Origin of the sequence: Alteribacter populi (genome assembly GCF_002352765.1) — a bacterium.
In the GTDB taxonomy this organism is placed as follows: Bacteria; Bacillota; Bacilli; order Bacillales; family Salisediminibacteriaceae; genus Alteribacter; species Alteribacter populi.
This window is the reverse complement of sequence record NZ_KZ293963.1, coordinates 4,408,057-4,434,229: the sequence shown is the minus strand read 5'-3', so window position 1 is coordinate 4,434,229 and position 26,173 is coordinate 4,408,057. Positions and strand designations below refer to the sequence as shown.

23 protein-coding genes and 1 other annotated feature are annotated in these 26,173 nt (G+C 41.6%); of the genes, 2 read left to right on the top strand and 21 right to left on the bottom strand.

The window, feature by feature from the left end; all coding sequences use genetic code 11:
• Positions 1 to 265 precede the first annotated feature (265 nt).
• From aspS to CDZ94_RS20480, 13 genes are all read right to left on the bottom strand, one after another.
• Complete coding sequence (gene aspS, locus CDZ94_RS20540; protein WP_096440402.1) at positions 266 to 2,053, bottom strand: aspartate--tRNA ligase; 1,788 nt, start codon at positions 2,051 to 2,053, stop codon at positions 266 to 268.
• A gap of 2 nt (positions 2,054 to 2,055) precedes the next feature.
• Entirely contained in the window at positions 2,056 to 3,339 is a 1,284-nt protein-coding gene (gene hisS, locus CDZ94_RS20535; protein ID WP_096440400.1) for a histidine--tRNA ligase, read from the bottom strand.
• A 277-nt stretch (positions 3,340 to 3,616) separates the two neighbouring features.
• Positions 3,617 to 3,880 (bottom strand) — a binding site (T-box leader).
• Positions 3,881 to 4,168: 288 nt separating this feature from the next.
• Complete coding sequence (locus CDZ94_RS20530) at positions 4,169 to 4,348, bottom strand: hypothetical protein (protein ID WP_096440398.1); 180 nt, start codon at positions 4,346 to 4,348, stop codon at positions 4,169 to 4,171.
• A 74-nt stretch (positions 4,349 to 4,422) separates the two neighbouring features.
• Complete coding sequence (gene dtd, locus CDZ94_RS20525; protein ID WP_096440396.1) at positions 4,423 to 4,866, bottom strand: D-aminoacyl-tRNA deacylase; 444 nt, start codon at positions 4,864 to 4,866, stop codon at positions 4,423 to 4,425.
• 19 nt (positions 4,867 to 4,885) lie between these two features.
• Positions 4,886 to 7,066: a RelA/SpoT family protein gene (locus tag CDZ94_RS20520; RefSeq protein ID WP_096440394.1), complete on the bottom strand. Its 2,181-nt coding sequence runs from the start codon at positions 7,064 to 7,066 to the stop codon at positions 4,886 to 4,888.
• Positions 7,067 to 7,572: 506 nt separating this feature from the next.
• The gene (locus CDZ94_RS20515) at positions 7,573 to 8,085 is read right to left on the bottom strand and encodes an adenine phosphoribosyltransferase (RefSeq protein ID WP_096440392.1); all 513 of its coding nucleotides are present in this window, start codon (positions 8,083 to 8,085) and stop codon (positions 7,573 to 7,575) included.
• A 29-nt stretch (positions 8,086 to 8,114) separates the two neighbouring features.
• Complete coding sequence (gene recJ / locus CDZ94_RS20510; protein ID WP_096440390.1) at positions 8,115 to 10,463, bottom strand: single-stranded-DNA-specific exonuclease RecJ; 2,349 nt, start codon at positions 10,461 to 10,463, stop codon at positions 8,115 to 8,117.
• Between the two features lie 62 nt (positions 10,464 to 10,525).
• Complete coding sequence (locus tag CDZ94_RS20505) at positions 10,526 to 10,861, bottom strand: LapA family protein (protein WP_096440388.1); 336 nt, start codon at positions 10,859 to 10,861, stop codon at positions 10,526 to 10,528.
• Between the two features lie 19 nt (positions 10,862 to 10,880).
• Positions 10,881 to 11,780 (bottom strand): cation diffusion facilitator family transporter, encoded by a 900-nt coding sequence (locus CDZ94_RS20500; protein WP_096440386.1) that lies wholly within the window; start codon positions 11,778 to 11,780, stop codon positions 10,881 to 10,883.
• A gap of 732 nt (positions 11,781 to 12,512) precedes the next feature.
• Positions 12,513 to 13,442, bottom strand: a complete 930-nt coding sequence (gene secF / locus CDZ94_RS20495) for a protein translocase subunit SecF (protein WP_096440384.1) — start codon at positions 13,440 to 13,442, stop codon at positions 12,513 to 12,515.
• Positions 13,432 to 14,742: a protein translocase subunit SecD gene (secD, locus tag CDZ94_RS20490; RefSeq protein ID WP_096440382.1), complete on the bottom strand. Its 1,311-nt coding sequence runs from the start codon at positions 14,740 to 14,742 to the stop codon at positions 13,432 to 13,434. Before secD ends, secF begins: the two co-directional genes overlap by 11 nt.
• Positions 14,743 to 14,871: 129 nt before the next feature.
• Positions 14,872 to 15,207: a post-transcriptional regulator gene (locus CDZ94_RS20485; RefSeq protein ID WP_096440380.1), complete on the bottom strand. Its 336-nt coding sequence runs from the start codon at positions 15,205 to 15,207 to the stop codon at positions 14,872 to 14,874.
• Between the two features lie 20 nt (positions 15,208 to 15,227).
• Positions 15,228 to 15,719, bottom strand: coding sequence for a COG2426 family protein (locus CDZ94_RS20480; RefSeq protein WP_232735785.1), 492 nt, complete (start codon positions 15,717 to 15,719; stop codon positions 15,228 to 15,230).
• A gap of 329 nt (positions 15,720 to 16,048) precedes the next feature.
• Between CDZ94_RS20480 and spoVB the strand changes: the two genes are divergently transcribed.
• Entirely contained in the window at positions 16,049 to 17,602 is a 1,554-nt protein-coding gene (gene spoVB / locus CDZ94_RS20475; protein WP_096440378.1) for a stage V sporulation protein B, read from the top strand.
• Positions 17,603 to 18,239: 637 nt separating this feature from the next.
• Here the strand turns inward: spoVB and CDZ94_RS20470 are convergent.
• Positions 18,240 to 18,893: a DUF421 domain-containing protein gene (locus CDZ94_RS20470; protein ID WP_096440376.1), complete on the bottom strand. Its 654-nt coding sequence runs from the start codon at positions 18,891 to 18,893 to the stop codon at positions 18,240 to 18,242.
• A gap of 103 nt (positions 18,894 to 18,996) precedes the next feature.
• Complete coding sequence (locus tag CDZ94_RS20465; RefSeq protein ID WP_096440374.1) at positions 18,997 to 20,283, bottom strand: ArsB/NhaD family transporter; 1,287 nt, start codon at positions 20,281 to 20,283, stop codon at positions 18,997 to 18,999.
• 147 nt (positions 20,284 to 20,430) lie between these two features.
• Between CDZ94_RS20465 and CDZ94_RS20460 the strand changes: the two genes are divergently transcribed.
• A complete protein-coding gene (locus CDZ94_RS20460; RefSeq protein ID WP_096440372.1) occupies positions 20,431 to 20,820 on the top strand; it encodes a TIGR04086 family membrane protein in 390 nt (129 codons plus the stop codon).
• A gap of 265 nt (positions 20,821 to 21,085) precedes the next feature.
• Here CDZ94_RS20460 and yajC read toward each other — a convergent pair whose 3' ends face one another.
• From yajC to ruvA, 6 genes are all read right to left on the bottom strand, one after another.
• Entirely contained in the window at positions 21,086 to 21,355 is a 270-nt protein-coding gene (gene yajC, locus CDZ94_RS20455; RefSeq protein ID WP_096440370.1) for a preprotein translocase subunit YajC, read from the bottom strand.
• 481 nt (positions 21,356 to 21,836) lie between these two features.
• The gene (tgt, locus tag CDZ94_RS20450) at positions 21,837 to 22,976 is read right to left on the bottom strand and encodes a tRNA guanosine(34) transglycosylase Tgt (RefSeq protein WP_096440368.1); all 1,140 of its coding nucleotides are present in this window, start codon (positions 22,974 to 22,976) and stop codon (positions 21,837 to 21,839) included.
• A gap of 149 nt (positions 22,977 to 23,125) precedes the next feature.
• A complete protein-coding gene (gene queA, locus CDZ94_RS20445; RefSeq protein WP_096440366.1) occupies positions 23,126 to 24,154 on the bottom strand; it encodes a tRNA preQ1(34) S-adenosylmethionine ribosyltransferase-isomerase QueA in 1,029 nt (342 codons plus the stop codon).
• A 123-nt stretch (positions 24,155 to 24,277) separates the two neighbouring features.
• Entirely contained in the window at positions 24,278 to 24,493 is a 216-nt protein-coding gene (locus CDZ94_RS20440; protein ID WP_198546741.1) for a DUF2905 domain-containing protein, read from the bottom strand.
• Entirely contained in the window at positions 24,493 to 25,500 is a 1,008-nt protein-coding gene (gene ruvB, locus CDZ94_RS20435) for a Holliday junction branch migration DNA helicase RuvB (RefSeq protein ID WP_096440364.1), read from the bottom strand. Before ruvB ends, CDZ94_RS20440 begins: the two co-directional genes overlap by 1 nt.
• A 43-nt stretch (positions 25,501 to 25,543) precedes the next feature.
• Positions 25,544 to 26,161, bottom strand: a complete 618-nt coding sequence (gene ruvA / locus CDZ94_RS20430) for a Holliday junction branch migration protein RuvA (RefSeq protein ID WP_096440362.1) — start codon at positions 26,159 to 26,161, stop codon at positions 25,544 to 25,546.
• Positions 26,162 to 26,173: the final 12 nt, after the last annotated feature.

Here is a 26,173-nt window from a genome sequence, read left to right as displayed (position 1 = left end):
CATGTGAAACAGCCCTCATTAAGAAATGAGGGCTGTTTCATTTTTTGTACTTTAAGTAGGTTTAACTTCTCTTAAGGAATAAAGTATGAGCGTAAGTAATGCTTATCTGCTAGCCAAGTTTTCTTTAAAAGGTCAGAAACGATTCTTCGTATCCCCTTAATAGATTGAAGAACTGTAAAAAGCTATAATTATATTTCACATAGCATCCAAAAAAGGACGGCCACAAAATTTCCCCAGTGTAAAAGGTACACTGAGGAAAAATCACTTACTCTTCACTTTTTTTCTGCTTCGGAATAATCGAAAGGTGCAGCTCGTCCAGCTGAGCGTTACTGACTTCTGCTGGTGCTTTAGTAAGCAGACAGCTGGCACTTGCTGTTTTAGGAAATGCAATTGTATCACGCAAGTTCGACCTGCCAGCTAGAATCATCACCAGGCGGTCTAAGCCAAGAGCTATTCCCCCATGTGGAGGTGTTCCGTATTCAAAGGCATCTAATAAGAACCCGAACTGGCTTTTTGCTTCTTCATCTGAAAAGCCTAGTGCCGTAAACATTTGTTCCTGGAGTTCACGTTCGAAAATACGCTGAGAGCCGCCACCAAGCTCATACCCATTAAGGACAAGGTCATAGGCTTCTGCTCGAACATTTTCCGGTTCAGATACAAGTTTGCCCTCGTCTTCTTTTACAGGACGTGTGAACGGATGATGTTCTGCTACATAACGCTTTGCATCCTCATCATAGGATAATAGCGGAAATTCCGTGACCCATAGGAAGTTGTATTTCGAATGATCTATTAGATCCAAGTCTTTCGCAAACTTTTGCCGAAGTGCCCCTAAACTGTCCCATGCAACTTTCTCTTTGTCAGCTACAAAGAAGAGCACATCTCCCTCATTAGCTTCAAAAGAAGCGATGATCGCTGATTTTTCTTCATCGTTAAAAAATTTAGCAATTGGTCCTTTTAGCTCCCCATCAGCTTCTATTTTCAGCCAAGCTAATCCTTTAGCTCCGTAAATTTCCACGACTGAACCGAGCCCATCTAAGTCTTTTCGAGAATATTTGTCTGCAACATTTTTGACACAAATCCCTTTAACTGCGCCTCCCTTTTCTACCGTAGAGGCAAACACTTTGAAGCCGCTGCCCTTCAATATTTCTGACACGTCTACTAGTTCCATGCCATACCGGGTATCCGGTTTATCAGAGCCATAGCGATTCATTGCTTCTTTATAGGTCAGTCGTGGAAATGGCCGCTCAACTTGAACTCCCTTAACTTTTTCCACGAGAGAAACCATCATTTTTTCCATCATAGAAAGAAGGTCTTCTTTTTCCATAAACGAAGCTTCGATGTCCACTTGAGTAAATTCCGGCTGGCGGTCGGCACGCAAGTCTTCGTCACGGAAACAGCGGGCTATTTGATAATAGCGTTCGAAACCAGATACCATTAACAACTGCTTGAATAACTGTGGAGACTGTGGGAGTGCGTAAAAATCACCGTGATGTACACGAGAAGGAACTAGGTAGTCACGGGCTCCTTCAGGCGTACTTTTCGTTAGCATTGGCGTTTCTATTTCCATGAAAGCTTCTTCATCAAGAAAATCACGGATAAACTTCGTAGTCCGGTGACGTAAATACATCGTTTCTTGCATTTTGGGACGCCGGAGGTCTAGGTACCGATACTTTAAACGAACATCTTCAGACACATCAACATTATCTTCAATGTGAAACGGAAGTCCCTTTGCGGCATTTAAAATTGTTACATGATCAACAAACACTTCCACAGTTCCGTTCGCGATTTTATCGTTGATATTCGATTCGTCTCTGGCAACTACTTCACCTTCGACTTCAATCACATATTCACTTCTTATTTTTTCTCCCGTACTTAGTACTTCAGGATATTTTTCACCATTGAATACAATTTGCACAAAACCGGAGCGGTCACGGAGATCAACAAAGATCATTTGACCTAAGTCGCGACGCTTTTTTACCCATCCTTTTAATCGAACTCGTTCACCGATTAATCCTTCTAATACATCACCGCATACATGTGTTCTAACAGTCACTGTTATGCCCCTTTCCTTTGTCTGTTCTCAATGATCATTTGAATAGCTTCTTCAATTGAAACGTTCACTTGTTCTCCACTATTAAGGTTTTTCACTACGATTGTTCCTGCAGCGATTTCATCGTCACCTAAAATTAGTGTATACGCTGCACCTTGACGATCAGCAGCCTTAAATTGAGCTTTCATTTTTTTGTTTAAGTAATCAGCGTCTACAGCTAACCCGCTTTGGCGAAGCGTGTGCAGGAGACTTGGTGCTTTACTTTTTGCTTCTTCACCAATGGCAATCAAATACGCATCCAAACCTGTTTCAGTCGGCAGTTCAACACCTTGGGTCTCAAGGGCCATGAGCAGTCGTTCCAAACTTAAGGCAAACCCAATACCTGGCGTTTGTGGTCCTCCGATTTCTTCGACGAGTCCGTTATAGCGACCGCCGCCAGTTAACGTTGTGATCGCTCCAAACCCAGCGCCATCGATCATAATTTCAAAAGCGGTGTTATTATAATAATCAAGACCACGTACAAGGCCAGGGTCAACTTCAAAATCGATGTTCATCGCTCCTAAATAAGATTGAACACGATCAAAATACTTTTTAGATTCTTCATTTAAATAACTTAAAATTGAAGGAGCATTTTCCATCAATTCATGATCACGATCTTTTTTGCAATCAAGAATTCTGAGTGGGTTTTGCTCAAGTCGCTGCTGGCAATCAGGGCAAAATTCGGTGATTCTCGGTTTGAAATGATTAATCAAAGCGTTTCTATGTGAATTCCGACTTTCTTTATCACCAAGACTATTAATGACTAATTTCAGCCCTTTAAGTCCAAGTTCTCGGTAAAAGTCCATTGCAAGTCCGATTACTTCAGCATCGATAGCTGGATCATCACTCCCCATCGCTTCAACACCAAATTGTACAAACTGTCTCATCCGTCCTGATTGGGGACGTTCATACCTAAACATAGGTCCGACATAATACAACTTTACAGGCTGGTCTGCCCATCCGTGCATTTTATTCTCTACGTAAGAACGCACTGTAGATGCTGTTCCTTCCGGTCGAAGCGTTAAACTCCTCCCACCGCGATCTTCAAATGTATACATTTCCTTTTGTACGATATCTGTTGTATCGCCTACACCTCTAGCAAACAACTCAGTTTGCTCAAAAATTGGTGTACGAATTTCTTTATAATTATAACGGCGGCATAAATCATGCGCTTTTTGCTCCACATACCGCCACATTGGTGAATTTTCCGGTAAAATATCCTGCGTTCCACGAGGGATTCTAAAATTCATAATCCTTTCCTCCTCATTTTGTTTATGTATAAATTTCTATCTTAACTATGCTATAAAGCCTCCATCCTCAAGGAACAAGCAGAGAGTAACTTGATGCAAAGGGTAGAAGTGAATTGCCAGGACTGAAGCCACAAGCCAACGCACTTCCTAGGATGGGGCTGACTCCTGCATTCATCACAAGAATTGATAGAACTTAGCAGGAGGTCTTACGACTGCAATCGTTCATGAACGATTTAAAACTCCTCTAAAATACAAAAAACTCCCATCCCTGTATAAAAACAGGGACGAGAGTTCAATTCCCGTGGTACCACCCTAGTTGAGTTTGCATGTTTCTGATGGAAAACAAAAAGCAAAACTCCGCTTTCATTGATAACGCCATTCTTGGCGGTTTTTTCTAATAAGATCATCAAAAAACGATCCGTTCAAAAAAACACCTAAAGAGTGTTCATTCATCGAGGTCTTTGAGAAATGCTTACAGCCTATGGCACTTCTTCTCTGAACAAAGGAAATCTCAACTACTGTGCTCTATCATCGGTTTTTATTCATTTATAATGAATCTATCATACGAATATAAATGACATCTGTCAACAGTCAATATCTCAAGATCCTCTTAAAGAGAATCTTAAAAAGTCCGCTTGGAGAATATGATTTCCCGCTAAATACCGCCACGTCCTGTGGCGAACACAGGAGTCACCCCATCCTGAGGAAGCTCGTTGGCTCGCTTCTCCGCTCCTCACGTATTAACACCATTCACTCCGGTGCTCAAAGACTTCGCCGCCTCGACCTACTCGGCTATTTTAATACTCCTATTGAACACGCACTTAAAAGGCTAGTTTCTGTCTAACTTTTTCTTGAGCATTTTGACGTCGTGTAACGAAAGACCAAATTCACTTGCAAGTTCAATATTCGTTCTTTCACCTTCTTGCTCGCTAAAGCGGTGAAGGTCAACACCCATATAGTTGTTCGCTTGATTTATTTTATTCTGTTGCCCGTGTCCGTGTCTCATCATCTTCGTCCTCTCTGCCTTAAACTTCTTTTTAGTGTTACCAAGAAAGAAGATATTTAGACAGGATGAGGATCGGTTTATTCTTTACTATCGACCATGAGAGTAACTGGTCCGTTGTTCACAAAGTCAACGTCCATCATTTCACCAAAAACACCGGTTTCTACATGAAGTCCGTTATCTCTTAGCCGGTCATTGAATTTTTCATATAAATCTTTGGCTTGGTCTGGCTTCGCGGCATTCATAAAGTTCGGTCGACGTCCCTTTCGGCAATCACCGTATAACGTAAATTGCGATATAGAGAGGATTTGGCCGCCAGCATCCAAAACACTGTTATTCATTTTATTGTTATCATCTTCAAAAATACGAAGGTGACTTACCTTATCGGCTACAAATTGGACATCTTTCTCGTCGTCGTCATGCGTAACACCGACTAAAAGCATGAGACCGTGTTCGATTTCACCAACAATTTCATGATTTACAATAACGCGAGCCTCTTTTGATTTTTGCACTACTATACGCATCGTATCACTTCCTGTTAATCTAATGCATTATTCGACGTACAGCGTAAATATCCGGGATCTGCTTAATTCGATCGACTACTTTTTGTAGGTGGGATATATTTTGAATCGAAATCGTCATATCAATCGTCGCCATTTTGTTTTTATCTGATTTACCTGAAACAGCGTTAATATTCGTTTTCGTTTCAGCTACAGCTTGAAGAACTTCATTTAACAAGCCCCTACGGTCAAAGCCGGATATTTCAATATCGACGTTGTAGTTTTTCGTTTTCTGCTGATTACCTTCCCATTCTACTGGAAGAAGCCGTGTTTTGGCTTCATCATTATTAATATTAGGACAATCACTGCGGTGAATACTTACACCTCGTCCTTTTGTAATATATCCGGTAATATCATCACCTGGGACTGGGTTACAGCAGCGTGATAAACGGATGAGCAAATTGTCAATACCTTTAACGCGAACGCCAACACTTGTTTTTTTCGAAGTATTGTAGGTTTTTAAATCCTCAACAGCTTCGGAAAGTGTTAGGTTATCTTGCTCTTCATCTTGTTGTTTACGAATGTTATCTGTAAGGCGAGTCACAATCTGTGCTGCAGTGATTCCATTATATCCAACAGCTGCGTACATATCTTCTTCTGTACCAAAGTTAAATTTGTTTGCAACACGGTTGATATTTTCATGTGTTAATACGTCTTTTTGGTCGTAGCCTTTCCGCCCAATTTCACGCTCGACCATATCTTTACCTTTTTCAACGTTTTCTTCACGACGCTCTTTTTTAAACCATTGACGAATCTTATTTTTCGCATGCGAGCTTTGAGTCAGCTTTAACCAGTCCTGACTCGGTCCATACGAATGTTTTGACGTAAGAACATCGACAATGTCACCTGTTTTCAGCTCGTGATCAAGAGGAACCATTTTGCCATTCACTTTTGCTCCAATACACCGGTTCCCTACCTCTGTATGGATTCGATATGCAAAATCAAGTGGTACTGAACCTTTAGGAAGCTCAATAACATCACCTTTAGGTGTAAACACAAACACCATATCGGAAAATAAATCAATTTTTAGGGACTCCATGAATTCCTGAGCGTCACTTGTATCGTTTTGCCACTCAATAATTTCACGAAACCATGACAGCTTCGTATCTAACGATCCACTGTCATCATCAGTTTTCCCTTCTTTATATGCCCAGTGTGCAGCTACCCCGTATTCAGCAACTTTGTGCATATCTTCCGAGCGGATTTGGACCTCTAGAGGATCTCCTTTTGGACCGATTACAGTCGTATGAAGAGATTGGTACATATTAGCTTTCGGCATCGCAATATAATCCTTAAAGCGACCTGGCATCGGCTTCCAGTGTGTATGAATAATCCCAAGGACAGCGTAGCAATCTTTAATATTTTTGACAATGATCCGCACGGCTAGCAGGTCATAAATTTCATTGAATTGCTTGTTTTGCAACGCCATTTTACGATAAATACTGTAAATGTGTTTTGCACGTCCATTAATATCGGCTTTAACATTTACATTTCCAAGCCGGTCCTGGATTTTATTCTTTACCTCATCGATATAGCTTTCTCTTTCCGCACGCTTCTTTTTCATCAAATTAACAATTCGATAATATTGCTGTGGGTTTAAATATCGTAGTGAAGTATCTTCTAACTCCCATTTAATTGCTGAAATCCCTAACCGATGGGCTAGAGGTGCAAAAATCTCTAACGTTTCATTGGCAATTCTCCGCTGTTTATCTGGTGGCAAATGCTTCAGTGTCCGCATGTTGTGAAGACGATCGGCAAGCTTAATTAAAATCACGCGAATGTCCTTCGCCATCGCTACAAACATTTTTCGGTGATTTTCAGCTTGTTGTTCTTCTTTAGATTTATATTTAATTTTCCCGAGCTTTGTGACTCCATCCACAAGCATGGCTACTTCTTCACCAAACTGATCGGCAATGCTATCAATGTGGGCAGACGTATCTTCTACGACATCATGGAGAAACGCCGCAGCAACAGTGTTGGGGTCCATGCCCAATTCAACAAGAATCCCCGCCACTTGAACAGGATGACCGATATACGGTTCTCCTGATTTACGAAACTGGTCCTTGTGAGCATTTTCCGCCATAAGGTAAGCATTTCTTATAAAGGTCACATCTTGCTCGGACAGATATTCACTTGCTTTTTGAAGCACTTGTTCACTTGTCATGGAATCACCTTACATCCTATTAGAGGTTGTTCAGAAAGCTTGTCTTGCTCTTTAGTACTGCTAGAGTACAAGCGCCCTGTTTGCGGCAAGCATTTGAGGTGTGGTAATTAAAAGCCGCATTCTTACTTCAGTGGATCGCCTAAATGACCTCGATACCGTAGGCGTTGGAGCTAGACATCGAGATATTGACTTTATACTTCTTTAATCTTAAAAATTTCTTTCATGAGAGGTTGAGAAATTTGTCGAATAGATGGATTAAGAAAACTCGGCATTTGCCGAGTACATCAGCAGAAGTCAAAAGGCTTGTGTGCATCCTACCAACCATCTTCCCCTGTCTTACCTATTCTTTCTTTTTTCCGAGAATCTTGAATTGCCATTATCTTAACATAATATTTAAGAAACTGTCATTGTTATTTGTATGGAAACTCAAAATATCATAGGAAATACAATGAAAGTATGTATTATATGAAAGGAGTGCCTTTTTGAGCACCCCTTGATGACTTGTACTAATACTGAACTAATGAATAGACGTTGTAGTCTTTTAACTTTTCTCGTCCTTCTAAGTAAGTAAGTTCAATCATGAAAACAATACCAGCGACTACACCGCCGAGCCCTTCAACCATTTTAATTGTAGCTTCGATCGTTCCACCTGTGGCAAGTAAATCGTCGGAAATTAGAACCTTTTGCCCTGGCTTAATAGAGTCTTTATGAATGTTAAGGCTGTCTTTACCATACTCAAGACCATAGTCTACTGCCAGCACTTCACGAGGAAGTTTCCCTGCTTTACGAACAGGAACAAAGCCAATACCCAATGAATATGAAATCGGGCAACCAACTACGAACCCTCTTGCTTCAGGGCCGACAACGACATCAATGTTTTTTTCCTTAGCAAATTCAGCCATGTCATCAATTGCTTTTTTGTATGCTTCGCCATTCTCCATGAGCGTCGTAATATCTTTAAAGCGAATTCCTTCTTTTGGAAAATTCTCTACAACTGTAATATAATCTTTGTAATCCATCCTTGTTTCCTCCTAAAATCTTCTTGCATTTATACTGTTTCACTCATTTTTGTTTCAATATAAGGTGTCATCCATTGTTTTAACGCTCGATATGAAGAGTAAACCAACTGATTTTCCAACTCACTTTGGTTGACTTGCTGTTGATAAAGGACAGAGTCAGCGAGAGATTTTTTTGACGGTTCGGACACGAGCGTCACAAACCCATTGTTTATTGTAACAAATTCCAATTCAAAAAACACCTTACTCATGAAATCAATCGTATCTTTCGTCCATCCTTTATATTTTGCTAGCTCCTGAGCCTGCTTTTCAAGATGAAAGCTTTTTCGTTTATTCAAAAAGGCATAAAACCACTTAAAGTGTTCCCTTGTCGGTAACGTTTGAAAATAGGCATCTTCTTCTTGTGCAAACAAAGCGTATATCCTGCTCGGTTTTTTTCCGTTTAGTAAAATAGGGATTTGCTCTTCAGTGGTTGGAATATCGGCTAATATGACGAAGCATTCCGTTACGTCATATTCTGATGACACTTGTTGGCGGCTGGAAAAATCGATAACCTTAATTCCCGCTGCTTCGATTTCCATTGGAATAGGTGTGTTTTCTCTAAATTTCACGAAGACAAGACGATCTTGCTCTTCCATTTCTGTAAAGTTGCGCCATGGTATATGCTTCCCTCTATAATCGAAAAGCTGCCAGTCTTCTACTTTTAGATCTTCTATAATCAGCTGTGGCTTCACATGCCCGTTCCACTCATTTATTGACACATCTCCAATTACAGAAACAAAGTCCAATGGCGTAATATGATCATAAAGATCTCCTATGCGAAAACCAATGCCATCTAAAGAATCGCTTTCGTCTTCAAACGTCATTTTTAAATGATCTTTATTCGAACCGATTTTCTTAAACTGACCAATCTTTGTTTTCGCAATCATCACTTTTGGTGAAGGATGTCCCACACCAAAAGGAGAAAGCTTCTGAAGATCCATGATTGCATCCACTGTCACTTCGTTTACTTTTGCGATTAAATCGACGTGCTTCGTTGGGATAAGGTCTTCGGACTTTAATACCTCATCAGCCAATAAACTGAGCTTCTTTCTGAGCTTATCAACGTCGGCCACATTCATTGTAAGACCTGCAGCCATCGGGTGCCCTCCAAAGTGAGGCAGCCACTCACGGCACTCAGACAGGTTTTGAAACATATCAAAGCCTTCGATACTTCGCGCGGACCCTTTAGCTACCCCTTTTTCAGAGTCAATACTTAATACAATCGTCGGCCTGTAATATTTTTCAACGAGACGTGATGCAACAATACCGATAACTCCAGCATTCCAGCCTTCTTGACCAACAATGATCACAGGACTTCCTTCATCCTGCTCAACTTGGGCAATCGCTTCTTTAGTAATGTCATTTACGATCTTTTGTCGCTCTTTGTTCAAGTCGTCCACTTGCTGGGCAATCTCCTCAGCTTCCATCGAATCTTCTGTTATTAATAAAGAAACAGCGGGATCAGCTGAGTCTAGTCGGCCTGCCGCATTTAACCTGGGTCCAATTGCAAATCCGACATGCTCTTCTGTTACGTCCTGCCCTTGAACACCACATAATTCCATAAGGGCTTTTAACCCTGGTCGCTTCGTCTGAGCTACTTTTGGCAATCCTCTTTGGACAAGATAACGATTCTCTTCTACTAGTGGCACTAAGTCTGCAATTGTACCAAGTGTCAGCAGGTCGAGATACTCTTCGGGAAACCTGCCTAATAAGGCTTGAGCGGTTTTAAAAGCAACACCTACCCCTGCGAGAGATTTGAATGGGTAAGGGCAATCTTCTTGTTTATGGTTAACAATTGCAAAAGCATCTGGCAGCTCTGGTGGCGGTTCATGGTGATCTGTAATAATAAGATCTATCCCTATCTCCTTTGCCACTGAAGCTTCATAAACTGCTGATATCCCCGTGTCAACTGTAATGATTACACTAACACCTTCATCTTTAGCATTTCGAAATGCGGGTTCGTTCGGCCCATAACCTTCTGTAAACCGATTGGGTACATAAAAGGACACGTCGGCACCTAAACTTTTCAATGTTTGATACATAACAGATGTACTCGTCACACCATCCGCATCGTAATCACCAAAAACAAGAATTCGTTCTTCGTTTGAGATCGCTTTCTTGATTCGAGCTACACTCTCTTCCATCCCTTTAAATAGAAACGGATCATGAAGAGCCGATTCGTCCATATGTAAAAAGCGTTTAGCTTCTTCAACATTCGTCCAACCTCGTTGAACAAGAAGCCTCGCTGCTAGTTTTGAAAGATTTAATTGTACAGCTAGTTGATCGACTAGCGTTTCATCTGTAGTTTCAATGTTCCACCTGGATTTTGATTCAAGCATAAAATACACCCCTGACCCACTCATTATACAAGAGGGGCACAGGGGTGACAATGTGCATTTAATTATTGTTTTGTTTTTGTCACGTCATGATTATTTTCGTCCTTTGCTCGCTTACTTCTTTCTTTTACCCGGGATCGTCCTTCTGGATCATTTTTCAGACCTTCATTTTCAAGCTGTAGTTTCTTCACTTCCTGCTGAAGTCGGTAAATTTTATAAATGCCAACACTGCCCACAATCAAACCACCCATAAGGACGGAACCAATGATCACGAGCACTAAAGGCCATTCATTTTGTCCAAACAAGTAGTTAACTTCCACGGGCTCGACATTGATGACTGCAAAAATCGCAATAATTAAGACAACAATAATTCCGGTGATGAGTCCCCATTGCCCTCGCATTTACTCCCACTCTCCTTTTTTACACTTCCGAATAAGGGTTAATATGCACACGTACATCTTGTACGTATTCGTCTTCCATTAGTCGATCTTTAACTTTTTTTCCTATTTTATGACCTTGTTCCACTGTTATATGGGGGTTTACCGCAACTTTGATGTCGACGATAACATAGTGTCCATGCTCTCTTGCTAGTAATTCATTAACTTCCAGCACACCTTCAACTTTCATTGCTTCTTCAAGCATCTCATTGGTGTCTTCATCATGCAGCACATGATCGAGCGTATTATGGACGGCTTCTCCCCCTAACTTCCAAGCCATTTTTATAATAAGTCCTGCTACAAATAGCCCCGCCAGCGGATCTGCATAGACAAGCCAGTCAATAGTAAGAGTACCTCCTAAAATGGAAGCCCCAATCCCAAGTAATGCAGCAAGCGAAGAAAATACATCGGATCTGTGGTGCCATGCATCTGTAATTAAAGCATCGCTTTTATATTTCTTACCCAAACGAATCTTATATCGAAACATAAACTCTTTTACAATAATCGAAAAAATCACAGCATAAATCGCCGCCATTCCAGGAACGAAAATCGGCTCATAAAAAGCTTTTATAGCGTTGATAGCGATTTCCAATCCCACGACAAACAAGAGAACAGCTACGATGATAGCTGTAATTGTCTCTGCTTTTCCGTGTCCATACGGATGATCTTCGTCCGGCGGCATTTTCGCAGCTCTCACTCCAACAAGGACAGCTACGGATCCCACGACGTCAGACGCGGAATGTACCGCATCAGCAACGAGCGCACGGCTATTTGCCATAATACCAACGACCGCTTTTACAATCGCTAGAACGACATTTCCTATGATCCCGATCCATGCGCCCATTCTCACTTTTTTATAGCGTAAATCCTGGTCTGTTGTCATTGATGACCCTCCATTAAAACCTTCCATACCTCAATCTTTCTAGCCTACCCTAATGTACATTATTTTTCTCGAGCAAAATTAGTCCATACTCTTTTTATGATGTTTTTTTAAGAATGTTCCTCTGTTTCACCTGGGGGAGGATTCCCAAGTTTGCGGTGGGGCTCCTGACTCTTTCAGGTTTATTTATCTCCCGATCTAAACACATAAGAAAAGCGCAAGGCGCCTGACTATCGCGATGGCGCCTTGCGCTAGACACCGAAACGTAGCTTTTTATCATTTCTTAAATCTTAATGAAAAACCGCAAAGCGGTCTTTTATTAAGGCTGTTTTCAAAAGATTGTTGCTTTCGGATAAGAGAAGAGCTCGAATCCGCTACAGGCGGACGCTTTCACCCCAGGGCAGGGCACAAGTGCGACATCCGTTCTTCCTTCACTTCGTTCGGATTCACGGTGTCTTCTATGCCGCGGGCAATACTTCAGCCTCGTCGCAAGAAAACCATTGTTGCTTTTCCTGAGGGAGTCGCCACCTTTCGCTCCTTCGATTTATCAATAAAAAACAACAATCTATGCGAAAAGAACCTTTATTAAAAACAGCGTCAGCTCGAATGTTTTAAAGTCTCAAGGATGCTTTTCCCTTGAGACGAGCGGAGTGAAGGTAGCTGTCCTCTTATAAATTATCTTTCAAAAAAAGTGGTGACCTACAACATTTTGTCTAGGGCACCACCTTTCAATAATTAAGCTTCGTTTCCTTGCACTTGCGAATCAAAACGCTTTTTTTCAACTTGCTTTCCTTTAAACACTAACCAAATCTGTGCGGCGATAAACAAGGATGAATACGTCCCAGCTACAAGACCAACAACCAACGCAAGTGAAAAAGTGCGAATAGCATCGCCGCCGAAAATTAATAAAGCCCCTGCAGCAAACACAACCGTCAACACCGTGTTAATGGAACGGGCCAACGTCTGCACTAAACTTTTATTTACAACTCGAGCTACATCTTCAAACGTTTTAACTTTCTTCTCAAGCTTCATGTTCTCACGAATCCTGTCAAAAGTAACAATCGTATCGTTAATTGAGTAACCAATAATCGTGAGAACAGCGGCAATGAATGGAATGTTTACTTCCATCTGTAAAATACTAAAAATCGTTAATATGAACAACGCGTCATGGAAAAGGGCAATGATCGCCGAGATCCCATATAAAAATTCAAATCGAATGGTCACGTAAATGACAATTCCGACCGAAGCAATTAACACACTAATTATCGCATTTCTTGCTAACTCTTCCCCGACTAACGGTGTCACACTGCTGACTGTCGGGGTATTCCCATATAACTCCTCAAAATGACGTTGGGCTTCTAATACTTCATTTTGTCCAAGTACACCAATAAAGCTCGCTCGCGCCACATCATTATTATCTCCAGCTAACGTAATATCGTCTGCTGTAAGTCCGACCGATTCAAATTCTGACTCGACCGATTCTGCTGTTAACGGTTCATCCGCTAATACTTCCATTGTCGTTCCACTGCGAAAATCAATGCCTAAATTCAAGCCAATCGTAGAAAGGAGGATCACACCGACAGTTAATAGAACAGCCGAAATTAAGAAAAATTTCTTCCGATGTTTGACAAAATCCAGCTTCGTCGTTTCATGATCAAAGTTCACTAATTTCACGCTCCTTTACCCCGAACATTTTAGGCTTTTTATTTAGTATACGGCTGTTCACCCATAATCCTAGAAGTAACCTAGCTCCGTATACGGCTGTCACAAAGCTCACAAGGATACTCGTGATCAACATGACCGCAAAACCTTGAACTGCGCTTGTCCCAAAGTAAAACAGCACACCGGCAGCTAAAATAGTCGTAATGTTCGCATCTAGAATTGTAGATAATGACCGACGGCTTCCAGCTTTAAATGCACTCATTGTAGACTTTCCTGTACGGAGCTCGTCTTTAATGCGTTCATACGTGATGATATTAGCATCTACTGCCATCCCAACACCAAGAATTAGCGCTGCAATTCCCGGTAGTGTTAGTACCGCATTCATCCAATTAAAGATGACGAGAACAAAGTAAATATACACACTTAGTGTAAGGACTGCGATCAGCCCCATAAAGCGGTAGTATACGAGCATATAAGCAAAAATCAGGGCAATGCCGATAAACCCGGCCGCAATGGCCATATCCATCGCACGCTCACCAAGTGAAGCCCCAACTGCATTGGAATAGATTTCTTCTAGTTCCACTGGTAATGCACCGGCATTTAATATTCCAGCCAAGTCCTGGGCTTCTTCGACAGTGAAGGCACCCTCTATCATGATATCGGTTGTTCTTAGAACTGAACTAACATTTGGAGCGGAGATGATTTTCGAATCTTCTTTACCAAACTCTTCGTCAAATGAATCCCCCTCATCATAGTCAAGCCAGATCGCCATTCTGCTGTCCGGATGCGCTAAAACTTCTTCTGTTGCATCACCAAAAACATTCGCATCTCTTCCTGTAACAGTGACAATCGGACGATTCGTATCAGCATGGAAGCTTTGACCGGCTCCACCTTCAACAAGGTCTGACCCATCGATTAGGACATTGTCGTCCACATCACGAAACGACAAACGTGCTTCAGTTGAGAGCAATTCCCGGGCTCCTTGCTGATCTGTAACGCCTGCCAGCTGAACCCGCACCCGGTCGTCGCCTTCAATACTAACATTTGGCTCAGATACGCCTAACACGTCAATTCGAGCGTTAATGGCACTTACCGTATCACTTAAAAGTTCCCGATCAATTTCCTGACCCTCGTTCACCGGATGGACCTCATAAAGAACTTCAAATCCGCCTTGCAAATCCAACCCTAATTTAATATCATCTGCATGATCCATGACGTTTGTAAAAATAAGCCCTGCTAAAGCTAAAATAATGGCAAAGAACACCACTATACGCCACTTTTTGACCCCTCTCTTTTTCTTCATGAAACGATTATCCTCCTTAACCTCAATTCAACAATCGCTGAGATATGTATGCATTTGACGGTAAAAGCCTGTTTCTTTACCCAATATTTCCATTATAGCGATACGAAAAAATCAATGTCAATGTCCGCCTTATTTATTCGTGAATTCTTCGACATTAAAATCTTCGAGACGAAACGGCTCTTGATTTTCTTCTTGAAAATAATCCGGGCCTTTGTACGCTTCAATAGTAAGCCAGTTCATATATTCCGTTGCTTTTAGACTGAAAACATCGCCGATTAGTCGATGAACACGTAAAGGTTCGGTTAGTTCTCCTTTTTTTAGCTCTTTTTGCCACTTTACAGTTACACATTGCCATACATCTTCAACAGACACTCGATCATAGCCAAGAAGCTGCCACTCTTCTGCTTTACTCTCTAAAGCAGGTATTAAATCATCTTTCCAACGATCAAAGTTCTTTTCACTCATCCTCAATCCTCCTCTCATCATTAGCCAAATAATCCGTATACGAAAGACGTTATACCAAGACCGGCAATAAGGACTCCCGTAGCAATCGCAATAAACGCCGCTCGAGTTGGGATAAAGAACAAAATTGCTGCTAAACAAGCAGAATAAGCACCTGTTGTCGGCAGAGGTACCGCAGTAAATAAAATAAGGCCAATGGCACCGTATTTCTCAACTTTATCACTCTTTTTCATTGTCCGTTTATATAACCAGTCATAAAACCGTTTATATAAGCTAAACCGCATTAAAAATGTACTAATCGGCCGGAAAAAATATAAAATCGGTAAAATCGGAAGTAAATTTCCAATAACGCCATAAATGAAAGCTTCATAGTAAGTAAACTCGTAAAAAGCAGCCGCTACCGGTATACCACCTCTCAGTTCCAATATTGGCATAGCTGAAATAATAATTACGATCAATTCTGGTGGTAAAAAAGATAAATTTTCTACAAAAAAATCGGTGAGTCTCTCTTTCAATGAATGTCGCTCCTTTATATATGTATCTTTCTATAACTACCATTGAACGTGACCAAATTCAACAGTTTCTTAACCTTTCGTTTTACATTTCCTTGAATTTTATATCGGGAATGTTCAAAAATCCGCCCCAAAATAGCTGTCGGGCCACAGGATTCTTCTGCTAAGTACCGCCACGTCCTGTGACAAACACAGAAGTCACCCCATCCTGGGGAAGCTCATTTAACTAATGGACTTGTCATGCTTGGCCCCCCATTCAGCATATACATCTTTATAGAAAAAATCTATACTCAAAACCAATTTGATTACGATAAAAAGGCAGGGGCTTTTCTATGACAAAACAATCATTTTTAAAAGGCGCATTCATACTCATTCTCGCGGGGTTGATTACCCGCATCCTCGGGTTTGTAAATAAAATAGTCGTTGCTCGGATTATGGGGGCTGAAGGGGTCGGGCTTTACATGATGGCCGTTCCCACTTTATTATTAATCATTGCCCTCACTCAGTTGGGGCTTCCGGTGGCGATTTCAAAACTAGTGGCGGAAGCTGATGCGGTGGGCGACCGTCTTCGCATTAAACGAATTCTCGTTGTTTCCCTCACAATTACCGCAGTGCTAAGTGTTATTTTTACAACTGTAATGGTTATCGGTGCGCCTCTAATCTCAAAAACATTACTGACTGATGCAAGGGCGTTTTATCCTTTAGTAGCGATATCGCCAATCGTTCCGATCGTTGCCTTGTCTTCAGTTTTAAGAGGTTACTTCCAAGGTCTGCAAAATATGAAACCGACAGCCTATTCTCAAGTGATCGAGCAAATCGTCCGAATCACCCTCGTAGCAACTTTTACAACAGCTCTTTTACCCTATGGAATAGAATTCGCCGCAGCAGGTGCAATGATCTCAGTCGTTATTGGAGAGCTCGCTTCCCTCTTGTTTATGATTTATCAGTTTAAGCGCAAAAAGAGGTTCAAAGTCCGCAAGCAATTTTTTGAGCATGTAAAAGGCGGGCGTTCAACATTAAACAACTTACTATCCATTGCCTTGCCTACGACTGGAAGCCGGTTAATCGGTTCCGTATCGTTTTTCTTTGAGCCGATCGTTGTCGCGCAAAGTTTAGCGATTGCAGGCGTGGCTACAGCAGTGGCTACGGCCCAATACGGTGAATTAGCAGGATATGTGATTCCACTTTTACTTTTACCGACATTCATTACCTACTCACTATCTGTTTCCTTGGTTCCTGCTATAAGTGAAGCAGCTTCACAAAAAAACTACGCTACTATTCATTACCGTCTAGACCAGGCGTTACGTCTTGCTCTAGTTTCCGGGGGAGGTGCAGCCATTGTCCTTTACATGTTTGCAGAGCCGATCATGTCACTTATGTATAACGCACCTGAAGTTGCCGCTTATGTCGTCATCATGGCACCCTTTAGCATTTTTCTTTACTTCCAAGGACCTCTGCAAGCTGCTTTACAAGCACTTAGTTTAGCTAAAGCCGCCATGTATAATAGCCTGATTGGTGCTGTAGTAAAAATTGCTGCTATCTTTGTTCTTGCTTCTAGACCTGAGCTTGGGATTATGGGAGCGGCGCTTGCAATCGTCACTGGCTTCATCCTAGTCACCTTACTCCACTTCGCCACTCTTGCAAAGACGATCAGTTTTACGCTCGACGTTAAAGATTTTTTAAAAGTGATAATTGCAATAGCCGCCACAGGATTTGTCGCCCATCTCGTCATTGTATACATTCCGCTAACAGGCGGATTGGCCATTCGCACTACCCTTCAAATCGCCATTACAGGATTCGTCTACACCATTCTTCTTTTTGTCCTCGGCTTAGTAAAAAAAGATGAAGCGAGACGAATCCCTTTTATCGGCCAGTATTTTAACTAAAGACTCGTTTCTCGAATATTATTGCTTTTGGCTTGACCGAAAAGCAACAAAGTTTCTAACAAGAAAAGCGCAAGGCGCCCGACTATCGGCGAAATGCAAATGTTCTGTCCGATAAAAAGTGCTTTTTACTTTTAATCGGGCAGGTTATTTGACACGAGCCGATGGCGCATGGAGCTAGACACTGAAACGTAGATTTTTTTATAATTTCTTAACTCTTAAGAAAAACCGCATAGCGGTCTTTTATTGAGGCTGTTTTCAAAAGGTTGTTGCTTTTTGAAAAGATAAGCGCTCGAATCCGCTACAGGCGGACGCTTTCACCCCAGGGCACAAGGGCGACGTCCGTTCTTCCTTCACTTCGTTCGGATTCACGTTGTCTTCTTTGCCGCGGGCAACGCTTCAGCCTCGTCGCAAGAAAACCATTGTTGCTTTTCCCGCTGGGAGCCGCCGTCTTTCGCTCCTTCGATTTATCAATAAAAATACCAATCTATGCGAAAAGAACCTTTATTAAAAACAGGGTCAGTTCGCATGTTTTAAAGTCTCAAGGATGCTTTTCCCTTGAGACGAGCGGCGTGAAGGTAGCTGTCGTTCTAAATCATAAAAAAAGCTGCCTCCATTATTACCAGCGGAGGCAGCTTCTTTAGTTCTCATCTTTTTCATCAATATAGAAGGTATGGTTGTCTTTTAACACACAATAAGAGATCTTCTTGATATCGCGGTACCCCAATTTTCTTAGTTCCTGTCTTAGCCACAAAGGTGTTTTCCCCATCTTCTCTAAATGGCTGTTTTGGACTTTTCCATCCAATACGAGAGGAAGAGGTAAAAAAACCTCCTCTTTCTGACCTTCTTTCTTTTTAATGACAGATAAGTCTCCAGACGGTTCCAAAATCGCAAACTCAACATCTGCTGGCGTTTCCACGTTATTCTGCCTCAGTTGAATCATTAAATCATCAAAATTGTACCGCTGCTTCCTCATTTCTGATTCATCAATTTTCCCCCGGCTAATGAGTACAGAAGGCTTACCATCAATTAGTTTTCTTAAATTGTCACTCTTTAGCGACACATAGGCCAATGTAATTTGTATGAGCATAAGAATGAGCATAGGGAGGATTTGTTTAACCATTGGCACAGTCACATTTTCGATGGACATAACGGCTAATTCTGCGATCATAATTGAAACAACAAAATCAACAATAGACAGTTGACCGATTTCTCGTTTCCCCATCATACGCATAACGAGAAGAATAACAAAATATATGACGATCGTTCTAGCTGCAATTGTTCCGACTTCCACAACTATCACTCCTCGCTACACGAACTTCTCGTTTACGTTAGTGTCACCGAAGGCAGCTTATTGTCTACATTGTAATAGTTGGAAACACGGGGAGTGTGTTGTGCTACAAAAAAATCAGGTACCTGAAATAAATATAAAAACTCGAAATGACAAACGAAACAAATGCAACAGGGGCTCCGATTTTAAGGAAATCTACATAGCTAAAAGGTTGCTTCTCTTTAACTGCAAGTCCTGCCACAATTACATTAGAACTAGCTCCTATTAGCGTTCCATTTCCACCTAAACATGCGCCGAGAGCTAACGCCCACCAGAGTGGGTCTAATTCTGTCACACCGTATTCCTGAAATTCGAAAATCACAGGTATCATTGCAGCTACAAACGGGATATTATCAACAAACCCCGAAAGAAAACCAGAAACCCATAAAATGAGCATCGCTGTTTTCGGAACATCACCTTCTGTGTAATGGATAATCGAACTTGCAATTTGATCAATAATCCCGACTTCCTTTAACCCTCCGACAAGCATGAACAGACCTACAAAGAAAAATAACGTTACCCATTCAATCGATTGAAATACTTCTTCGGTCCGCTGCTCCTCGTGTGTCAGAAACATAAGTAAAAGCGCTCCTGCCATTCCCACACTCGTAAGTTCCACTGATAGTAGAGGTTGCAAAAGAAAACCAGCAGTCGTTATAAAAAGCACGGCCACCGACTTTAGGAGAAGTGTTCGTCTTTTTAGAAAGTCATGTGGGTTAAGTTTCATTAACGCATCTCTTTCTTTTTGAGAGACAGTAAGTTGACCTCTGTAAAGGAAGGTGACCCAAGCCATGATGACCAAGAAAATGAAAATGACAACCGGACCTAAGTGAATCAGAAAAGCGTTAAATGTGAGGTGTTCGACAGCTTGGCCGATCATCAAGTTCGGCGGATCACCAATGAGCGTTGCTGTTCCACCAATATTGGAAGCGAGAATTGTCGCTAACAGATACGGAATTGCTGAGATTTTTAACAAATGAGTTAATGTAAAAACAATGGGTACTACGAGCAGCACCGTTGTCACGTTGTTTAAAAAAGCTGAGCCAATTGCAGTTAATGTAGAAATTACGATCAATAACGGCAATGGACGACCATGAACAAATTTGGCAAGCGTAATCGCGACGTATTCAAAAAAACCACTCTGGCTTGTAATTGAAACTAAAATCATCATCGAAAGAAGCAGTACGATGGTATGCCAATCAATGTGTTCAATAAACGCAGTATTTAAATCTAGAACACCTACGAAAAGCATGACAACCCCACCCAGGCAAGCAACAAGGGCACGATTATATCTTTCACTTATGATAAATACATAACTGATCACAAAAACAATAAACGTTAGAATCAAATCCATCCTGGCCGCCCCTCCTTCACTCTCTCCAGTACATCTTATGTTCAAAAAAGGACAAACATGTTTTGCCGTACTAAATTGCTCGTCTATTTTTGTCCACATTGAATATACATTATTAAACCATTCATTTTGAGGAGGTCCGAGTAGCAAATGGCACAGCGTCAATTATTTTCGAGTGCTCTTTACGGAATATTAGCTATTTTAATTTTAGTCTTGGCAGCTAGCTTTGGTGTATCAACAACTCTAAGGTTTAGCTCAATGGACGAAAGTTCCGTTGCCTGGTTCCTGATTTTGTTTTCGTTCATCGCCATGTTTATTGGAGGTTTTATTTCTGGGGGAAAAGCAAAACGAAAAGGATGGCTCGCAGGCGCCGTAACAGCTATCCTTTATACCTTAATCATTTTTTTAGTGCAATTTCTCGGTTACAACCAAATGTTTGATCTGCAACAAGTTATGATGCACGCTGGCTTTACAGGAGCAGCTGTATTAGGAGGGATTCTCGGAGTTAACCTGACCGGAGGGGAAACGCGAGAATCTTAAGGAGTAGAAAAACCCGATCCTACACTTAGGGAAGGTAACCTTTCTTAAAGTTTAGACTCTGTTAAAGTTTAGTATTGTTATCAAAGAAGTTAACACTGAGTTGTTGTATTGTGGTGAGCGAAGGTGGCGACTCCAGCGGGAACAGCACGAGTCTCCTGCCCACGGAAAGCGTCCACCGAAAGCAAATCACAATACAACAACGGCTTTAACAGAGCCAGAGTATAAAAAAACCAGCCCCATGTAGGAACCGGCTTTCTGTTCGTGTTTAGTCACGATTGGTAACATCACGAATTGCTTGACGATCAAATGTTAGCTTACTACCATTGTCCACAGCAATGATAACACGGTCATCATCGATAGCATCGATTGTCCCATGCATGCCGCCAATTGTGATGATTTTATCACCCTTTTCAAGCGCAGCGTGCATTTGCTGAACTTTCTTTTGACGTTTTTGCTGAGGACGGATCAAAAGAAAATAGAAGATCGCGAACATAAGTAATAAAGGTAATAACGCACCTAAAATTCCACCATCCATTGTTTTCACCCCTTTCAAATAACTACAGAAAAACTTGTTTATCCTCGTTAGAATCAGAAAAAGTTAAATCATCCTCATTTAACTCATTGTTAACTCTCCCGTACTATTGTAGACAATCTTTATAGGGAAAATCAATGAAAAACATCCAAAATGACTAAAAGTTTAGTATTAAAAGCAATTTCAAAGAATAGCGCAAGCGCCTCGACTGGCAGATTTAAGCCGCTTTTTGGCTTATTCTGACAGGCTAAAGTGACCTCGTAGCTGTCGCTTGCGCTAGACATTGAAGCGTAGATTTTTATGCTTTCTTAACACTTAACTCTCAGAAGAGACCCTCTAGCTAATTTTTACACAGGTTTTACGGGCCACTTGATTATTTTTTCGCCTTGATTGCCTACATTTACGAGCCGTATTACGATTTTCACGAGGTGAATAATCAACTCGGTTACCGTACATCACGCATTTCGTGCTTAAACTTTCTTTACTAAAAGTTTTTGGCGTTTTCCTCATTAAATCCATATTGTTCAAAAAATTCTTCTCTAAAATCAAGAAGGCGGTCCTCACGAATCGATTGACGGACCTTCTTCATGAGGTTAGTTAAGAAATATAAATTGTGGTACGTCGTTAGACGAAATCCAAATGTTTCATTGCATTTTACAAGGTGGCGAATGTATGCACGAGTGTAGTTCTTACACACATGACAGTCACAGTTTTCATCAAGGGGTCGGAAGTCCCGAGCATATTTTGCATTCCGCACAACCAACCGCCCTTCGCTAGTCATTAGCGTACCATTACGGGCAATTCGTGTCGGCAACACGCAGTCGAACATATCCACCCCACGAATAGCTCCGTCAATTAATGAATCAGGTGAACCTACCCCCATGAGATAACGGGGTTTATTTTGTGGTAGTAATGGCGTTGTGAATTCCAATGCGCGGTTCATAACGTCTTTGGGTTCCCCAACCGATAGGCCTCCAATAGCATAACCAGGAAAATCTAATGAAACTAAGTCTTCTGCACTTTGTTTTCTTAAATCCTCATATTCCCCACCTTGAACAATGCCAAAGAGACCTTGATCTTCCGGCCTTTTGTGTGCCTTCAAGCAACGTTCAGCCCAGCGGCTTGTTCGCTCGACAGAAGCTTTCATATAATCATGTTCAGCAGGGTAAGGTGGACATTCGTCAAAGGCCATCATAATATCTGGCCCAAGTGCATTTTGTATTTCCATAGAGCCTTCAGGCGTTAAGAAAAGTTTTTCTCCACTTAAATGATTTCGGAACTCTACACCTTCCTCAGTAATTTTTCTAATATCACTTAAACTGAACACTTGAAACCCGCCTGAATCAGTTAAAATCGGACGGTCCCAATTCATAAATTTATGAAGGCCACCGGCATCTTTAATGATTTCGTGACCTGGTCTTAGCCATAAATGATAAGTGTTGCTTAAAATAATCTCGGCACCTAAATCCTTTAATTCTTCAGGACTCATCGTTTTCACCGTTGCTAACGTACCTACAGGCATAAATACCGGTGTTTCAATCGAGCCATGTGGTGTATGAACTCGTCCTAACCGAGCACCTGATTGTTTACAAGTCTTGATATGTTCATATGTGATCGCTGACATGTTTATTTTCACTTCCTTAAATGTTGGGTCTTAGAAAAACGCATAGCGGCCTTTTGTTAAAGCAGTTCCCTCAAAGATTTGCTTTTTAATAAGATAAGACCTTCGTTCGAATCCGCTACAGGCGGACGCTTTCAGCCCCTCTAAGCCTCTTATATCAAAAGCATCGCATCACCGAAGCTAAAAAAGCGATACCTATTTTCAACAGCCTCACCGTATGCTTTCATGACATTCTCTCTCCCGGCAAAAGCACTAACTAACATGACCAATGTTGATTTGGGCAAATGAAAATTAGTAAGAAGGCCATCTATTGCTTGAAATTCGTAGCCTGGATAGATAAAAATGTCTGTCCATCCAGAAGAGGCAACCAGCTTCCCATTATTTTGCTTAGCAATTGTTTCTAATGTACGGGCGGATGTAGTTCCTACAGCAACAATGCGTCCACCTTCACCTTTTACTTTTTCAAGCGTGTATGCAGCTTCCTCATCCATTTGATAGAATTCCGAGTGCATTTTGTGTGATTTTACATCATCTACTGATACAGGACGAAACGTGCCAAGTCCTACATGTAGCGTGACATTGACAATGGATATCCCTTTTTCCTCCGCAGTTTGTAACAGCTCTTTAGTAAAATGAAGCCCGGCTGTTGGCGCTGCGGCAGATCCGCGATGCTTTGCATAAACCGTTTGATAACGCTCTCGTTCTTCAAGTTGTGTTTGAATGTATGGAGGCAACGGCATTTGCCCAAGCTCATCTAATACTTCATGAAATATGCCGTCAAAAGAGAATCGGATTTCCCTTCGGCCGTCAGCCAGTTCATTGACACAAGTACCAGTCAGCTTTCCACCTCCAAATGAGACGGTAGTACCAACCTTCACTCTTTTAGCAGGTTTCACTAGAGCCTCCCAAACGTGATCGCCATTTTCTTTTAAAAGAAGCACCTCAATTTTAGCTCCTGTTTCTGCTTTTATTCCAAAAAGCCGGGCAGGAATTACTTTCGTGTCATTAATGACTAAAGCATCGCCAGCCTTTAAAAAACTTATTATATCGGAGAAATTCCGGTGCTCCACACTTCCGTTATTCCGATCAAGAACAAGTAACCTGGACTTCTCCCGCTCTAATAACGGGGTTTGGGCGATCAATTCATCCGGAAGTTCAAAATCAAATTGTGAAACATCCATATCCATAAACCTCTTTCTTGTCAAAAAATAAATACGCTTCACCAGTATAATAAAAAGTAACCTCATACGCCAACGTTACATACAGAAAGAAGTCGAACCCAATTAAACTACTGGGTTCGACCGTTATCTAAAGCGACCAATTAAATACAAAATCACCGATAAAACGATACTAACAATAATAGACGTCACGATGGGAAAATAGATCGTCGTGTTCCCTCGTTTAATAAAAATATCTCCTGGAAGCTTCCCCAATGAAATAAACCGCCCACCTACTTGCCATAAGACACCGGCTATAATAAGAACAACTCCTATTGTGACGAGCAGTTTCGGGATGTTCATCAATAGTCGGGCACCTCCAAATTAAAATGGTTATACACACGGTTCGTTACCATTCTTCCCCGCGGAGTCCTTTGTAAAAACCCAATTTGTAATAAATAAGGTTCATAAACATCTTCTATTGTGTGAGACTCTTCCCCAATGGTAGCCGCGATCGTATCTAAACCTACGGGACCCCCTCTAAATTTCTCGATGAGTCCGATTAATAATTTATGATCGATATGGTCAAGTCCTTCTTTATCAACTTGTAAAAGCACTAATGCTTCACTGGCCAGTTGAAATGTCACCTCGCCGTTGCCCCGTACTTGAGCAAAGTCTCGGACCCGGCGTAGCAATCGGTTTGCAATTCTAGGTGTCCCCCTTGATCTCCTGGCGATTTCCTGGCTCGCCTTCTTGTCAATATTAACTTCCATGACATCGGCTGTACGCGATACAATTTCCGTCAAATCTTCTTGAGTATAAAACTCCAGACGACTTACCACACCAAAACGATCTCGTAAAGGTGCAGAAAGCATTCCTGCACGTGTCGTTGCCCCTACCAGTGTAAAAGGTGGTAAATCGAGACGAACTGAACGAGCAGACGGACCTTTCCCGATTACGATATCTAAGCAAAAATCTTCCATAGCTGGATAAAGTACTTCTTCAACCGCTCGATTAAGCCTGTGAATTTCATCGATAAATAAGACATCACCGGGTTCCAGTGCTGTTAAAATTGCAGCCAAGTCCCCTGGCCTCTCAATTGCAGGCCCTGCTGTTGTTCGCAAGTTCACATTCATCTCATTGGAAATAATCATCGCAAGAGTTGTTTTTCCCAATCCCGGCGGCCCATACAAAAGCACATGATCGAGACACTCTTCTCGCATCTTTGCGGCTTCTATAAAAACAGTTAAGTTATCCTTTACCGTTTGTTGACCTATATACTGAGAAAGACGTTGGGGTCGAAGAGATAGTTCCGCCCACTTTTCTTCTTCCCTTTGAGTCTCGCCGCTTACAATCCGTTCTTCTTCCATATTACTTACCTCCGATCCTGTGAGCGAGAGAATGGCTTCACATTTACACTTGAAGCATTAATCTTAACGCTTCTTTTATATAGCCATCTGTAGTTAATTGCTTTTCCTTTAATGCTGGCAATGCCCGGTTAATCTCACGGTCTAAATACCCGAGTGCCTTTAATGCTTCAACCGCTTCATCTAACTCCTGGTGGCTGCTTCCATTGTTTTGTATCCCCGAATCTATAGGCTGTCCGTCTTGATCTAGCAAAGAAGGCATCCATTCAGGAAGCTTCCCCTTTAAATCTAAAATAATCTGGCGTGCCGTTTTTTTGCCAACGCCAGGGAACTTGACAAGGAAACGTTCGTCTTCTTCTTCTATGGCTTGAACCACTCGCTCCGGAGCTCCTGATGCCAAAATAGCTAACGCTCCTTTAGGGCCAATTCCTGACACCTGAAGAAGTTTCTCAAAAAGGCGTCTTTCTTCGCGATTATGAAAGCCGTACAACCGGAGTGCGTCTTCTCTTACGTGTTGATATGTATATATTTTAAGCTGTTTCCCTTCATTCTGTTGAAAGCTGAATGGATTCGCGCAAAAAACTAAGTATCCTACTCCATTCACATCAATAACAATATATTCTGTATCTATATAACTCAATTTTCCAGTAACAAATTCAATCACCTAACTCACCTC